General features: G+C 72.9%; 13 protein-coding genes. 7 read left to right on the top strand and 6 right to left on the bottom strand.

Going from position 1 to position 14,222, the window contains the following annotated elements:
• Positions 1–18: 18 nt before the first annotated feature.
• Complete coding sequence (locus Psi01_RS18475) at positions 19–873, bottom strand: SURF1 family cytochrome oxidase biogenesis protein (RefSeq protein WP_239127818.1); 855 nt, start codon at positions 871–873, stop codon at positions 19–21.
• A 219-nt stretch (positions 874–1,092) separates the two neighbouring features.
• On the opposite strand from Psi01_RS18475, the gene Psi01_RS18470 reads away from it, so the two are divergent.
• Positions 1,093–1,731, top strand: a complete 639-nt coding sequence (locus Psi01_RS18470) for a VC0807 family protein (protein WP_239127817.1) — start codon at positions 1,093–1,095, stop codon at positions 1,729–1,731.
• Here Psi01_RS18470 and Psi01_RS18465 read toward each other — a convergent pair.
• Positions 1,694–2,203, bottom strand: coding sequence for a winged helix-turn-helix transcriptional regulator (locus Psi01_RS18465; RefSeq protein ID WP_239127816.1), 510 nt, complete (start codon positions 2,201–2,203; stop codon positions 1,694–1,696). The two genes, Psi01_RS18470 and Psi01_RS18465, sit on opposite strands and share 38 nt — an antisense overlap.
• 85 nt (positions 2,204–2,288) lie before the next feature.
• Here Psi01_RS18465 and Psi01_RS18460 point away from each other — a divergent pair, with 85 nt between their 5' ends.
• Positions 2,289–2,810: a GNAT family N-acetyltransferase gene (locus tag Psi01_RS18460; protein WP_204065266.1), complete on the top strand. Its 522-nt coding sequence runs from the start codon at positions 2,289–2,291 to the stop codon at positions 2,808–2,810.
• Between the two features lie 52 nt (positions 2,811–2,862).
• Entirely contained in the window at positions 2,863–3,459 is a 597-nt protein-coding gene (locus tag Psi01_RS18455) for a TetR/AcrR family transcriptional regulator (RefSeq protein ID WP_204065265.1), read from the top strand.
• 70 nt (positions 3,460–3,529) lie between these two features.
• Here Psi01_RS18455 and Psi01_RS18450 read toward each other — a convergent pair whose 3' ends face one another.
• Entirely contained in the window at positions 3,530–3,760 is a 231-nt protein-coding gene (locus Psi01_RS18450; RefSeq protein ID WP_239127815.1) for a hypothetical protein, read from the bottom strand.
• A gap of 216 nt (positions 3,761–3,976) precedes the next feature.
• Between Psi01_RS18450 and Psi01_RS18445 the strand changes: the two genes are divergently transcribed.
• On the top strand, positions 3,977–5,428 hold the full coding sequence (locus Psi01_RS18445) for a DUF7059 domain-containing protein (protein WP_204065263.1): 1,452 nt from the start codon (positions 3,977–3,979) through the stop codon (positions 5,426–5,428).
• A 395-nt stretch (positions 5,429–5,823) separates the two neighbouring features.
• Here the strand turns inward: Psi01_RS18445 and Psi01_RS18440 are convergent, their stop codons facing one another.
• From Psi01_RS18440 to Psi01_RS18430, 3 genes are all read right to left on the bottom strand, one after another.
• Positions 5,824–8,820 (bottom strand): AfsR/SARP family transcriptional regulator, encoded by a 2,997-nt coding sequence (locus Psi01_RS18440; protein WP_239127814.1) that lies wholly within the window; start codon positions 8,818–8,820, stop codon positions 5,824–5,826.
• Between the two features lie 322 nt (positions 8,821–9,142).
• Entirely contained in the window at positions 9,143–9,787 is a 645-nt protein-coding gene (locus Psi01_RS18435) for a GNAT family N-acetyltransferase (protein ID WP_204065261.1), read from the bottom strand.
• Between the two features lie 159 nt (positions 9,788–9,946).
• Complete coding sequence (locus Psi01_RS18430; RefSeq protein WP_204065260.1) at positions 9,947–11,242, bottom strand: pyridoxal phosphate-dependent aminotransferase; 1,296 nt, start codon at positions 11,240–11,242, stop codon at positions 9,947–9,949.
• A 95-nt stretch (positions 11,243–11,337) separates the two neighbouring features.
• On the opposite strand from Psi01_RS18430, the gene Psi01_RS18425 reads away from it, so the two are divergent.
• The 3 genes from Psi01_RS18425 (at position 11,338) to Psi01_RS18415 (ending at position 14,140) form a co-directional block, all read left to right on the top strand.
• Positions 11,338–12,294, top strand: coding sequence for a LysR family transcriptional regulator (locus tag Psi01_RS18425; protein WP_204065259.1), 957 nt, complete (start codon positions 11,338–11,340; stop codon positions 12,292–12,294).
• Positions 12,295–12,482: 188 nt separating this feature from the next.
• Entirely contained in the window at positions 12,483–13,151 is a 669-nt protein-coding gene (gene rnhB, locus Psi01_RS18420; protein ID WP_204065258.1) for a ribonuclease HII, read from the top strand.
• Positions 13,152–13,156: 5 nt separating this feature from the next.
• Complete coding sequence (locus Psi01_RS18415; protein WP_204065257.1) at positions 13,157–14,140, top strand: LLM class flavin-dependent oxidoreductase; 984 nt, start codon at positions 13,157–13,159, stop codon at positions 14,138–14,140.
• Positions 14,141–14,222 lie beyond the last annotated feature (82 nt).

Below are 14,222 nucleotides of genomic sequence, written 5' to 3'. Positions count from 1 at the left end.
GCCCCGGGGCCGGCGGGGTCAGGCCTCCACGGGCTCCTTCGGCTCCTCGGGCTTCTTGGGTTCTCCGGCTTCCCCGGGCTCCCGGCGGGGCTCCTCACGGGGCTCCGCGCGCTTCTTGGCGGCCTCGGCCCGCAGGTCGGCGGCCTCCCGGCGGATCAGCAGCGCCCACCCGCCGATCGCGACCCCGATGAACAGCCACCACTGCACGCCGTACGCCAGGTTCAGCCCGCCGCCCTCGGAGACGTCCGGGGCGGGCACCGGCGCGGGCGCGGCGGCGGCGGCCGGGGACTGCTCGACCAGGTCGACGTACCCGCCCAGCAGCCGGTACGGCAGGCCCTTCCCGATCGACTCCGTGTTGATCAGCAGCACCTGCCCGGCGGGCAGCCCGGGGCGGTCGCGGATGCCCGAGGACTCCTCGGTCTCGGAGGGACGTAGCCTCCCGGTGACAGTTACCTCACCCGTGCTCGGCGCCGGCACCTCGGGCATGGCGTCGGCGGTGGCGCCGGCCTTCACCCAGCCCCGGTTCACCAGCACGGCCTCGCCGGAGCCGGTGGTCAGCGGGGTGAGCACGTAGAAGCCGACGGCCTTGTCCTGCACGCGGCGCCGTACGAGCAGCTGGTGGGCCGGGTCGAAGACGCCGGTGGCCGTCACCGTCCGGTACTTGTCCTGCGTGCGCACGGTGCCGCCGGCCGTGGTGAGCCGGTTCACCGGCACCGCCGGCGCCTCCAGGTTGGCGGTGATCTGCTCGCTGCTGGCCGAGCGCTCCTCGAAGCGCCCGAATTGCCACTGGCCCAGGAACACGAAGGCGGGGATGACCAGCAGGACCACGACGTGGAGCGCGATCCATCGAGGAGTCAGCAGGAACCGGTACACGCTCCCAAGGGTAGGCACCGCACCGACCGCCCCGTCCTCCGGCCACGGGCGGAGCCCGTCCCCGGTCTCGGCGCCGTCCGGTGACGGCTGTCCCGTGGCCGTCCCGATCACCGAAATTCGGGAAACGCCGCCGGACACTTCGGGCATCCCGTACGGTCGCTGAGACCCGTCCCCGACCCGCGGAGCCGCCACCCCATGACCCTGCTCCACTCGCCCCCCATGGCTCCGGCACTTCCCCCCGTCCGTTCGGCCCTGGCGCCGATCTCGCTGAAAGCGGTGCTCAGGCACGCGGCACCCCGGGTGCTGGAGGGGATGATCCTCCCGGTCGTGGTCTGCTACGTCGCGATGGTGTTCACCGGCCTGTACGGCGGGCTCGCGGCGGCCACGGCATGGGTCTACGGCCGGGTGGCGTGGCGGCTGGTGCGGCGCGAGGCGGTCTCCGGGATGATGCTGCTGGCGGCCGGGGCCATCACGGTCCGCGCCGTGGTGGCCGCCCTGAACGGCAACGCGGTGCTGTTCTTCCTGCCCGAGTGCCTGGGCGTGTTCTGCGCGAGCATGGGCTTCCTGCTCACCGCGCCGCTCCGGCGGCCCCTGATCCAGCGGGTGGCGGCCGACCTGGTGCCGCTCCCCGGCCACCTGCACGAGCACCCGCTCATGCGCCGCTTCTACGTCCGGCTGTCGGTGCTGTGGGGCGGCGCCCAGCTCCTCAACGCCGGGCTGACCCTCTGGCTGCTGCTCAGCCAGTCCACGGAGACGTACCTGATCGTGCGGACCTCGGCGGTCGCGGTCCTGCTCGGCGGCGCGGGGCTGGTCTCGGTGCTCAGCTTCCGCCGATGCCTGCGCGCGCTTCCGGGGTGACCGACGCGCCGGGGCCCGGCAGCGGGGTGACCTCCAGGGGGCCGGCGACCTCGTGGCCGTCCGCGCACCGGAATCGCTGCTCGATGAGGGCGCCGCAGCCGCGATGGGTCAGCAGCACCGGCGGGCCGTCGGGCTCGGACAGGTACCGGTCGCCCCAGTGCATCAGCGCCACCATGATCGGATAGAGGTCCCTGCCCATCTCCGTCAGCCGGTACTCGTCGCGCTGGCGCTGGCCGGGCTCGCGGTAGGGGACCTTGCGCAGCAGGCCCTCCTCCACCAACCGGGTGAGCCGGGCGCTCAGCACCTGCCTGGGCGCGCCCGTGGCGGCCTGCATGTCGGCGAAGCGGCGTACTCCGCTGAAGGCCTCGCGCAGCACCAGGAACGTCCATTTCTCGCCCACGACGCCCAGCGTGCGCTCGATCGAGCAGTTGTCCACCCGGAAGGGCACGTTGCCGAGGCTCGCCTTACTCATGCCCGCATCGTAAGTGGCCATGGCGTCACCTCCAACGCGGCTAAGTCTACTTGACATACTCAGCCCTTTCCGAGACTCTGAGTCCATGATACGAACCCAGCTGGCACCACCCCGCCGTGATCCGGTGCGGGTCCTGCCGGGCGACGGCGTCGAGATCCGCCCGGCGCGCATGGATGACGGGGAGCGGCTGCGCCGCTTCCTCGGCGGGCTGTCGCTGCACACGCAGACGTTGCGGTTCTTCACCGGGGTCGGCCGACCGGCCGAGAGCCTGGTGCGCACCATGCTCGCGGTGGACGAGCGGCGCGACGTCCTGCTGGCGGTGTACGGGGACACCGTGGTCGGGCACGCGATGAGCTTCCGGGGCGGGGAGTCCGACGTCGAGATCGCGGTCGTGGTGACCGACGACTGGCAGGGTCGCGGGCTCGGGTCGCGGCTGGTGCGCAGGCTGCTGCGGCGCGCGGCGGCGGGCGGGGCGCGGAGCGTGGGGATGGACGTGCTCGGCGGCAACCGCAAGGTGCTGGCGATGATCCGCAGGGAGTGGCCGGAGGCCGCGATGAGGGCCGCTTCCGGCACCGTCGAGGTCTCCGCTATGATCAACCCCGCCTGAGGTGTGTCGGCTCATTTGCGGAACAAGGTTCTGTTGCTCCACCATTGACCTCGTGAAGAGTGCCAAGAACGGACGCGACGGCCGGACCCGGATCGTCGAGGGAGCCCTGCGCCGATTCAGTCAGGACGGTGTCTCGGCGACCACTCTGGCCAGCCTCCGGGAGGAGAGCGGGGTCAGCGTCGGCAGCTTCTACCACCACTTCGCCAGCAAGGAACACGTCTTCGGCGTGCTCTACGCCGACACGCTGAACATGTACCAGGACGCCTTCATCACCGAGCTGCGCCGCCACGAGGGCGCGCGCGAGGGCATCGAGGCGATCGTGGCCCTGCACATGAACTGGTGCGGCGAGCACCGCGAGCGGGCCCACCTGCTGATCAGCGAGCGCCCGCCCAAGCGGGACGAGCCGGGGGGCGTGGAAGTCTCGGAGTCGCGCCGGGCCTTCTTCCGCCAGGTCTCCGACTGGTGGCGGCCGCACATGAAGGCCGGCCTGCTCCAGCCCGTCCACCCCACGATGTGCTACGTGCTCTGGCTCGGCCCGGCCATGGAGATGTGCCGCCTGTGGTTCGCCGGGGCGCACCAGCCCACGCCGGAGGAGATCTCCGGCCTGTGCGAAGCCGCCTGGCAGAGCCTGCGCCGCCACGAGGACTAGTCACGGGACTAGTCGCGGGACTGGCCGCGAGGACTGGCGCCGGGTCCACGACCCGGCGCCGGGACCGGTCTCAGCGTGCTCCCGCGAGCTGGCGCAACCGGGTGGGGACGCGCCAGACATTCTGGTCGAGGGAGATGTCCAGCCTCATGTCCTGACGCCGCCGCTGCAGGCCGGGCACGCGCACCCGGTCGCTGACGTCGAACCGGCCGTGCCGGGGATAGCCGAACCCGAGCTCTCCGGGCAGGACCCGCAACTCGTCACGGTTCCCGCAGCGAGGGCAGGTCCAGGAGACCAGATCCATGCCCCGGTGATAGTCGTGGCAGGCACGAAAGTACTCATCGGGGCGGAAACGGGACTCACAGGCCAAGCAGGGGATCAACATGACGTGTCCTTAGGGGACGGATATGGCGGCTACCCGAAGAAGTACACCTTGACACTTGAGAGCCGCTTGCAGGTGCCTTACGCCGATCTGTGTCAGGTTTGTCGCCATGAGTGTCGAGAGACTGGTGGGACGACGATGACGGCGACGAAGGACACGCTGAACCGGCTCCGTGAGCTTCTGCTCGCCTCCGGCTACACCATCGACGGTGTGCGCGCCCGGCTCGGCGACACGGCCGCCACCGCCCTGGCCCGGGAGGAGCTCGTCCCCGCCCTGCGCGCCACCCGCGCCGGCGATCCGCTCGCCGCGCTGATCCGGCTGTGGTGGCTCGGCGTCCCGGTGGAGGCGCCCGAGGGGCTCCCCGCGGCCGAGCTGGCCGCCGCGGGCCTGGTGGCCGCCGACGGGGACCGGATCGTCGCGACGGTCCACCTGCAGCCGTGGGACGGCGGCGGCTACGTCGTCTCCGACCGGAAGGTCCGGCCCGGCGACCCGGCGCTGCGCGCCGACCACGTGGTCGGCGCGGGCGGCGCGTCGGCGAACCTGGCCCAGCTCGCGTCCCGCCGGCCGGTCGAGCGCGCCCTCGACCTGGGCACCGGCTGCGGCGTGCAGGTGCTGCCCCTGGCCGGCCGGGCACGGGAGATCGTCGCCACCGACGTCAACCCCCGGGCGCTGGAGCTGGCCCGGCTGAGCTGGGCGCTGTCCGGGATCGAGGACGTGGACGCCCGCGAGGGCTCGCTGTTCGATCCGGTCGAGGGGGAGCGCTTCGACCTGGTCGTCTCCAACCCGCCCTTCGTGATCTCCCCCGGCGGCCGGTTCACCTACCGCGAGTCCGGGTTCCAGGCGGACGGCTTCTGCCGGGACCTGGTACGGCTGGCGCCCCGCCACCTCAACCCCGGCGGCACCTGCCAGCTGCTGGCTAACTGGCTGCACGTCGAGGGGGAGGACTGGCGCGACCGGGTCGGCGGCTGGCTGACCGGGACCGGCTGCGACGGCTGGGCGGTGCAGCGGGACGTCCAGGACCCGGCCGAGTACGTCGAGCTGTGGCTGCGCGACGCCGCCGAGCAGGGCACCCCCCGCTACCACGAGCTGTACGACGAGTGGCTCGGCTGGTTCGAGGAGGCGGGCGTCACGGGGATCGGCTTCGGCTGGATCACCCTGCACGACTCCGGCAGCCTGGATCCGGTGGTGCGGGTGGAGGAGTACGCCGGGCGGGTCGAACTCCCGGTGGGCGCCTACGTGGACGGGGTGCTCGGCTCGGTCGCCGCCGCGCACCGGCTGACCGACGCCGAACTGCTCGCGGCGCGCCTGGTGGTGGCCGAGGGGGTGGTGGAGGAGCGGACCGGCCCGCCCGGCGCCGAGGACCCCTCCACGATCGTGCTCCGGCAGACGTCGGGGCTGTGCAGAAGCACCCAGGTGGGCACGGTCGAAGCGGCCCTCGCGAGCGTCTGCGACGGGGACTATCCACTGGCTCCCCTGCTCGCCGCCATCGCCGACCTGACCGGTGAGAACCCCGATGACCTGCTGGAAAAGGCCCCCGAGAGCCTCCGTCCACTGATCGCCGAGGGGTTTTTCCACATATCCACAACCTGATCCTCCACAGCCTGTGGATAACCCGGCGATCGGTTGTTGATTCGACGTTTAACGCGGTGGGTCACTCTCTTGTCATGGGCACGGACCCGGGGGGTGAAGGGCCCGTGTTCGTGAGGTTCGGCCGGTCGTCGACATGAGGCGGCTAGCCATCGCAAGGCGCACCGGTTGATACCCGGGCCCCCTACGCACCGAGCGGTGGCCGAGACGACCGGTCGAACCTCGTCCACGTCCCCCGCGAGGGGGCGCCGGTGAACCAACGGAGGAGCGCCCGCAGCGAAGCGAGGACGCGACGACGGCGGGAGCCGGATCGAGGAGCCCCTGAGCCGCGACGCGTCGGCGTCGCAAATAGACACAGAGGATTTACCCATATGTGGATGGCGCGTCTCGACGACGAGTTATACGACGGGCTCGGAACCGTTTCCGACCTCGCCGCGGTCGAGGAGGGCGCGCAGGTCATCGGCCTCCGGGGCGCCGAGGCGGGCGAAGAGGTCGTGGGCGCGCCCCAGGCAGTGACGGCTGCGCTCGACGTCGCCCTGCCCGGCGAGGGCCCGGCCTAGCACCCACAGCGCCTGCGCCTCGCCGTAGGGGTGGCCGATCTCGCGGCTCACGGTCAGCGCCTGCTCGGCGTGCCGTACGGCGTCGCCGAACCGGCCCGCGGTGATGAACGTCTCGGCCAGCCGGGAGCAGACCCGCTGCTCCCACACCCGCTGGTTGCCCGCCCGGAAGAAGGCCAGGCACTCGGCGTGGTGGTGGACCGCCTCGTTCAGGCGCCCGACCCGGGACAGCACCATGCCCAGGTGATAGCGGGCCCGCGCGGTGCCGGCGGCCGAGCCGATCTCGCTGAACAGCACCAGGCCCTGCTCGGCGGCGGCGATGGCCTCCTCGGGCTGGCCGAGGAACAGGTGGTCGCGGGCGGAGTAGCTGAGCGTCAGGGCCTCGCCGCCCTGCCCGCCGATCTCCCTGAAGGCCTTGCGGGCCGAGTCGAACCAGGCCAGCGCCTCCACGTGGCGGCGCTGACGCCCGACCACGACGGCCAGCGCGTTCATCGCCTCGCCCGCGACGATCCGGTCGCCCCCGGCCGCCAGGTCCAGCGAGGCCCGGAACTCGGTCTCCGCCTCGGTCAGCCGGTTCGCCCCGAACAGCAGCCGCCCGAGCATGTAGCGGCAGCGCAGCTCGCACGAGGTCGCCTCCAGCCGCCGGGCGGTGGCGAGCATCTCCCGGATGCGCAGGTCGAACTCGCGGACGTGGCTGCCGGCCTCCATCAGCGGTTCCATGCCCAGCAGCAGGTCGGCCGCGGGCAGCAGCGACTCGGCGGTGGTGGCGCTCCCTGCGGCCTGGGCGATCGCCGCGAAGATGGCGTCGGCCTCGACCGTCAGCCAGGTGACGGCCTCGTCGGCGGAGGAGAAGGTGTGCCCGGGGCCGGTGACGGTGAACTGGTCGGCGACCACGCTGCCCTCGTAGGCCAGCCGGTGCGCCGAGCTGGCGGAGGCGAGATAGAAGCAGAGCAGCCGGCGCAGCGCCTCGGGACCCTCGTGCGCGTCGGGACCGCGCTCGGCCGCGCGCCGGGCGAAGAGCCTGAGCAGGTCGTGGAAGCGGTAGCGGCCCGCGGCGGGGGCCTCCAGCAGGCTGGCGTCCACCAGGGACTCCAGGATGTCCTCGGTGTCCGTCGCCTCCAGGTCGAGGACGGCGGCGGCGGCCGAGACCGAGATGTCCGGTCCTCCAGGCAGGGACAGCAGCCGGAAGGCCCGCGCCTGCGCCTGCTCCAGCTGGCCGTATCCCAGGGCGAAGGTCGCCTCCACCGCCAGGTTGCCCACCCGCATCTCGTCCAGCCGGCGGCGCTCGTCGGCCAGCCGGGGGACCAGCGATGCAACGGTCCAGGTGGGTCTGGCCGCCAGCCGGGCCGCCACGATCCGTACGGCCAGCGGCAGGAATCCGCAGGAGGCGACCACGTCCATGGCGACGGCGCGTTCGGCCGAGACCCGCTCGGCCCCGGCGACCGCGCCGAACAGGGTCAGCGCCTCCTCGGGCTCCATCACGTCCAGGTCGAACAGCTTCGCCGCGGCCAGGTCGGCCAGCTTGTGGCGGCTGGTCACGATCGCGGCGCAGCCCGCCGAGCCGGGCAGCAGGTGGGCGACCTGCCCGGCGTCGCGGGCGTTGTCGAGCAGCACCAGCATGCGCCGGTCGGCCAGCAGCGAGCGGAACAGCGCCGAGCGCTCGGCCAGGCCGTCCGGGATGACGTCGGGCGGCAGGCCGAGCGCCCGCAGGAACGCCGCCAGCACCGACTCGGGCGGGGTGGGCTCCTGGCCGTAGCCGCGCAGGTCGGCGTAGAGCTGCCCGTCCGGGAACAGGTCCTGCATGATGTGCGCGACGTGCACCGCCAGGGTCGTCTTGCCGACGCCGCCGATGCCGGAGATCGCGGCCACCGGGACGCCCTCGGCGGGCTGCGCGGACAGCAGGGTGCGCAACCGGGTGACGATCTGCCCGCGGCCGGTGAAGTCGTTGACCGCGGCCGGCAGCTGGGCCGGGCGCGGCAGGTCGGGCACCTTGGGCGTCTCGGCCGGGGCGCTCTCCTCCTCGGCCGTCTTGTCGGCGGCCGGCCCGGCGGGGGGCGCGGGCCGTACCGGTTCGGCGGGGGCGAGGTCGGGGTCGGCGGCCAGGACGCGCCGATGCAGGGCGGTCAGCTCGGGGCCGGGGTCGACGCCCAGCTCGTCGGCCAGCACCCGGCGGGTGTCGGCGAAGACCGCCAGCGCGTCCCCCTGCCGCCCGCACCGGTAGTAGGCCAGCATGAGCTGGGCGCGCAGCCGCTCGCGCAGCGGATGGTCGGCGGTGAGCGCGACGAGCTCGGAGACGACGTCGGCGTGCCGGCCCAGTTCGAGGTCGAGTTCCACGAGGGCCTCGATCACGCTCATCCGGCGTTCGGCGAGCCGGCCGCGCTGGTGCTCGGCGTAGGGGCCGACGGCTCCGGCCAGGGGCTCGCCGGTCCACAGCGCCAGTCCCGAGCGCAGGGACTCGGCCGCCGCGGCGAGGTCGCCGGCGCGCCGGGCCGCCTCGGCCTCCTGCGTCTTCTTCTCGAAGAGGGCCAGGTCGACGGCGGCGTCGTCCACGCGGAGCGCGTAGCCCCGTCCCACGGAGGTCAGCAGCTCGGGCCGGGTGCGGGGCGACCGCCCGGGTTCGAGTACGGCGCGCAGCCGGGAGACGTAGGTCCGCAGCGCGCCCAGCGCCCGGGGCGGGGCCTCCTCCCCCCAGACCGCGTCGATCATCTCGGTCGGAGTCACCGCCCGGCCCTCGCGCAGGAGCAGCATCGCCAGAATGGAGCGTTGCAGCGGGGTGCCCAGGTCGAGTTCGGCACCGTCACGCCAGGCCTGGACAGGGCCGAGTACCGCGAAGCGCAAACCGCCTCCGCTGCCCTGAGCAGCCATTTCCTAAATCTCCGCCCTAACGGGAAGGTTTATGACGGAATGATAGATCCTTCAATGCTCACGTAGTAAACGCGGCCGAGCTCGTTAACCGGTGCGTTGATTGCCCGTTAATCGGGTGTTGAGCCCGGATCGAGATGCTGATGAGCGCCGGGCATGACCCCGTACGGGGGCGGTCATGCCGGGCCGGGTGATCTCGGAGAGGCAGATGAGCACTCATCCGATAGATGAACAAAGGCCCACCCGAAAATATCGGGTGGGCCTTATGCTCCATGAAGCTCGAAGTGACGTGAACGGTCTACGCGGCCTCGACCAGTCCCAGCCGCGCGTGCAGGCGTTCTCGCACGAGCGGCCATTCGGAACTCAGGATCGAGTAGAACGCGGTATCTCGGACCGTGTCGTCGGCGCCTCGGCTCTCCGCCCGCCGCACACCGTCCAGGTGCGCGCCGAGGGCCTCGATGGCGGCCCGGGATCGTACGTTCCGTACGTCAGCCTTCAGGGTGATGCGGTGGACCTGCCACGTCTCGAAGGCGAGGGAGAGCATCAGGTACTTGCTCTCCCGGTTGACACCCGTGCCCTGGGCCGATGCGGCCAGCCAGGTGTAACCGATGTCCGCCACGGACGGGACCTCGCCCACCGCGCCACGCGCGCCCGGAGGCCAGGGCAGGGGACCCTGCCAGTACTCCAGGTTCATGAGACGGGTGGCACCGACGACGCGGTCGGTGTGCAGCCACCGGATGGCGAAGGGCATCGCGCGGCCCTCCGCCTGCTCAGCCAGAGCGGCCTCCACGTAGGAGACCATCTCCTCCCTGCCGTGGGGAACCCGGGTGAAGGCGTAGGTCGTACGGTCTTCACCCGCCGCGGCGACGAGCTCGTCGACGGCCGCGAGGCTGAGCGGCTCCAGGCGCACGGAGCGCCCAGATAGGGTGACAAAAGCGGGCATGAGCACATGATGAGGGCTCACCAGCATGACTAATACCAAATGCCACACGACATCTCGGTGAGCATCGGGGAAAGCCGCCAGCCCCCGCCGATCGGGAGGGTAAAAGCCCAGGTCAGAGCGGTCATCGCCGTCCCCGCCCCAGCGGGTTCCGCGGGGACGTTATGCAACCGATGCGCGCCGGGAGACCACCCGGCCGCGGGGCCGGGGACGGGGGCGCGCCGCGGCGTCCTCCGCGCCGGTTCCGAGCGCGTCCAGAGCCTCCTCCAGGTGGTCGAGGGAGGCCGCGATCCAGGGCAGGCCGAGCGGGTCGGGGGCCTCCAGCGCGGCCAGCCGCTGCTCGGTCGTCTCGCCGTACAGCAGGCTGGTGGCCACCCGCACCCGCAGCGCCGCGGGGTCGTCGCCGAAGGCGTGGCCGGGGAGCACCCCGACGCCGTGCCGGTCGAGCAGACGGGCGGCCAGCTCGTCGGAGGTCGCGATGTCCAGGCCGGTGAAGTCCGGATAGAGATAGAAGCCGCCGTGGGGCGCGTGCGCCCTCACACCCGCCCGGACGAACCGGGCGTGCGCCGCCCGCGCCACCGCGCCGTGCAGCCGCCTGCTCCGCTCGACCCGCTCCTGGAGCTCGGCGGGCTCGGTGTAGGCGTAGGCCGCCGCGTGCTGCACGGGGGCGGCCGGGCTGGACCAGATCTCGCTGGCCACCGCCAGCATCCGGGTGCGCAGTTCGGCCGAGGGCAGCCGGGCCACGCCGATCCGCCAGCCGCCCAGGGCCAGGCTCTTGCTGAGCCCGCTGGTGACGACGGTGCGCTCCGGGGCCAGATCGGCCGGGCTGAGGAAGGGGGTGCCCGGGTCGTGGACGAGGTCGCGGTAGATCTCGTCGGAGATGATCACCAGATCGAGCGCGCGGGCGACCTCGGTGATCTTCTTGACCGCGTCGGTCGCGGCGAGCGTCCCGGTGGGGTTGTCGGGGAGGGTGACCAGCAGGGAGCGGACGTCGCGTCCCCGGGCGCGCGCGTGCAGGACCGCCGAGACGACCCGCTCGGGATCCGGCACCCCTCCCTCGCCGGGGGGCGCCGGGACGGGCAGGGGGCGCGCCCCGACCAGTTCGGCCTGGGCGGCGTAGCTGACCCAGCTCGGCATCGGCAGCACGACGTCCCCGCCGATCGCGAGCAGCAGGCCGTACAGCAGGGGCTTGCTCCCGGGGCCGCAGACCACCGTCTCGGGGTCGGTGGGCAGCCCCCGGCGTTCCCAGTATCCGGCGGCGGCCTCCCGCAGGGCGGGCAGCCCGGCCACCGGGCCGTACCCGTTCTGCCCGGACGCGACCGTCAGCCGTTCCTGAAGGGACGGGTGCACGGGCAGGCCGGCCTCGCCGAAGGCAAGGTTCAGGACGCGCTGTCCTGACCGGCGTCTTCGGTTGATCTCCTCGTTTGCCGCCAAAGTGGCAGAAAGTGTGACGTTCATGGATGTTTCTCCTTCTCTTAGGAACGTTCCCAGAATCAGGGGTAGAAGGCATCAGTACAAGCTTCGGTTCGTGTGGGTGGGCGTAAGGAAATCCGATGCTCGATCTGCGTCGTCTTGCCTTGATCTGCGAGTTCGCCCGCAGGGGCAGCATCGCGGCGACCGCCGCTTCGCTCGGCTACAGCCCTTCGGCGGTCTCCCAGCAACTGGCCGCCCTGGAACGCGAGGCGGGCGCCGTCCTGATCGACCGCACCGCCCGCAGCGCGGAGCTGACCGACGCCGGGCACCGCCTCGTCGAGCACGCCGAGCGCATCCTGGCCATGGTGGAGAACGCCGAGTCCGACCTGTCGGCCCACGCGGGGACCCCCTCGGGCCGCGTCGCCGTCACCGCCTTCCCCACCGCCGCCGTGGCCTTCGCGCCCGCGCTGGTCAGGTCGCTGCGGCGGTACACCGCCCTGGCCCTGCGGATGGCGCAGAGCAGGCCGGAGGGCGGGATCGACGAGGTGCGGTCGGGCGAGGCGGACATCGCGCTGGTGGACGACTGGCGCGGCCGGATGCGCGGGTCGGAGACCGTGACGCTCTTCCCGCTGCTGCACGACCCGCTGGTGCTGGTGGTGCCGCGCAAGCACCGCCTGGCCTTCCCCGGGGAGCCGGTGGACCTGAGGGAACTGCGCGAGGAGCCCTGGATGGCCACCCCCGACGGGGAGCCCTCCCGGCTGGCCGTCGACCGCATGCTCGCCGCGGTCGGCGGGGCGCAGCCGGTGCCGTGGGAGTTCGAGGGGCTCAGCACGATCCTGAGCCTGGTCGCCAAGGGCGTCGGCATCGCCGCGGTCCCGGCCCTGGCCCTGGCCGCCGGGGTGCGCGGCATCGCGGTCAGGGAGATCCCCGGCGCCCCGGCCGGCCGCGACGTCCACGCCGTCGCCCGCACCTCCAGCCTCAACCGCCCCGCCGTGGCCGTCACCCTGCGCGCCGTCCACGCCGCCGCCCGCTATCTGGCCGCCGACCTCACCGCCCTCGAACCGGCCACCGGTGAACCCGCGAGGGGGCGCCGGTGAACCAACCGAGGAACGCCCGCAGCCCCGGTGAGGAGGGCGGGAGCCGGACCAAGCCGCCTCCGAACCAGCGACGCGCCAGCGTCGCCGTCAACACGGCGAGGACGTGACGAGGACGGGAGCCGGGTCAAGGAGCCCCCGAGCCGCCGTGCGCAGCACGGCCATCAACACAGGCCCCTACACTTCCCCTCATGCCTCCCTCGTATGAGCTCGAACGCCTGCTGTCCGGCGGCGGGTCGAAGCTGGTCGCCGGGATCGACGAGGTCGGCCGGGGGGCCTGGGCCGGGCCGGTGGCGGTCTGCGCCGTGGTCACGGACCTGTCGGAGCCGCCCGCCGGGCTGACCGACTCCAAGATGCTCACCCCCGCCCGGCGCGCCGCCATGGTCCCGGAGATCACCGCGTGGGCGACCGGCATCGGGTACGGCGAGGCCTCGCACGAGGAGATCGACGCGCTCGGCATGACCGAGGCGCTGCGCCGGGCCGCCCGCCGGGCGCTGGCGGAGCTGCCGGTACGGCCCGACGCGGTGATCCTGGACGGCAAGCACGACTACCTGGGCCCGCCCTGGCAGGTCCGGTGCGAGATCAAGGGCGACCTGTCCTGCGTCTCGGTGGCCGCGGCCTCGGTGGTGGCCAAGGTCCGCCGCGACGCCCACATGGCCTCCCTCGGCTTCGAGGAGTACGGCTTCGCCAGCAACGCCGGCTACCCCTCCCCGGTCCACCAGCGGGCCCTGGCCGAGCACGGCCCAACCGAGCACCACCGCCTGTCGTGGTCCTATCTCGACAAGCTGCCCCGCTGGCGCCACCTCAGGAAGCACCGCGACACCGCGGCCGGAGCGGGCCAGCTCGGGCTGTTCGGATAGCGCCGGTGAGGATCGGCGTCTTCCTCGTCGCGGCGGGATTCCCCGGCCGCTCCCCGGGCGAGGTGCTGCGGGACACGGTGGAGGCGGTGACCGTCGCCGAGGAGGCCGGGTTCGACGACGCCTGGATCGCCGAGCACCACTTCATGTCGTACGGCGTGTGCCCGTCGGCGGTGACGCTGGCCGGGGTGGCGCTGGGCCGTACGGACCGGATCGGGGTGGGCACGGCGGTGAGCGTGCTGTCCACCCGGCACCCGGTGGACCTGGCCGAGCAGGCGGCGATCTTGGACCGGGTCTCCGGCGGCCGGTTCACCCTCGGCGTGGGCCGGGGCGGGCCGTGGGTGGACCTGGAGGTGTTCGGGACGGGGCTGGAGCGGTTCGAGCGGGGCTTCGCCGAGTCGCTCGACCTGCTCTGCGCGGCCCTGGGCGGGGACAGCGTCGCGGCGGACGGGGAGTTCTTCCGGTTCCGGGAGGTGCCGGTGGTCCCGGCGGTCAGGATGCGGCCGGTGGTGGCCTGCACCTCGCCGGGGACGGCGGCGCTGGCGGCCGGGAGAGGGCTGCCGATGCTGCTGGGCATGCACGTGGGGGACGAGGAGAAGGCCGCCATGATCGGCGCCTACCGCGACCGGTCCCCGGTGGATGAGGATCCCGGCCACATCGCCGCCGCGGTGGGGTACGTGGCCGACTCGACGGCGCAGGCCGTACGGGAGCTGAGGGCGAGCATGCCGCGCTGGCTGGGCCCCGGGCTCGCGGGATACGTGCCGGTGGACGGGCGGCCTCGACCACAACGCGATATTGCCGGATATGTCGACTTCCTCTGCACGACCCACCCGGTCGGCTCGGCCGACCACTGCGTCGCCTCGATCGAGCGCACCGCCGCCGCCACGGGCCTGCGCCACCTGATCCTCATGGTCGAGGGCGCCGGCGACCACACCCGGACCCTGGAGAACATCAGAAGACTCGGCGCCGAGGTCCTGCCCCGCCTGCGGTGACGGCCTTCCGGGCGGGGGAGCGCCCGTCGCGCGGGCCGGGTTTCCCCCAGCGCGCGGCGAGTCCTGAAGGCCGTCCGACTCC

It is taken from the genome of Paraplanobispora siamensis, from assembly GCF_016863175.1.
GTDB classification, from domain to species: Bacteria; Actinomycetota; Actinomycetes; order Streptosporangiales; family Streptosporangiaceae; genus Planobispora; species Planobispora siamensis.
Note: the sequence above shows the minus strand (reverse complement) of the source record. Positions and strands in the feature narration are given on the sequence as shown.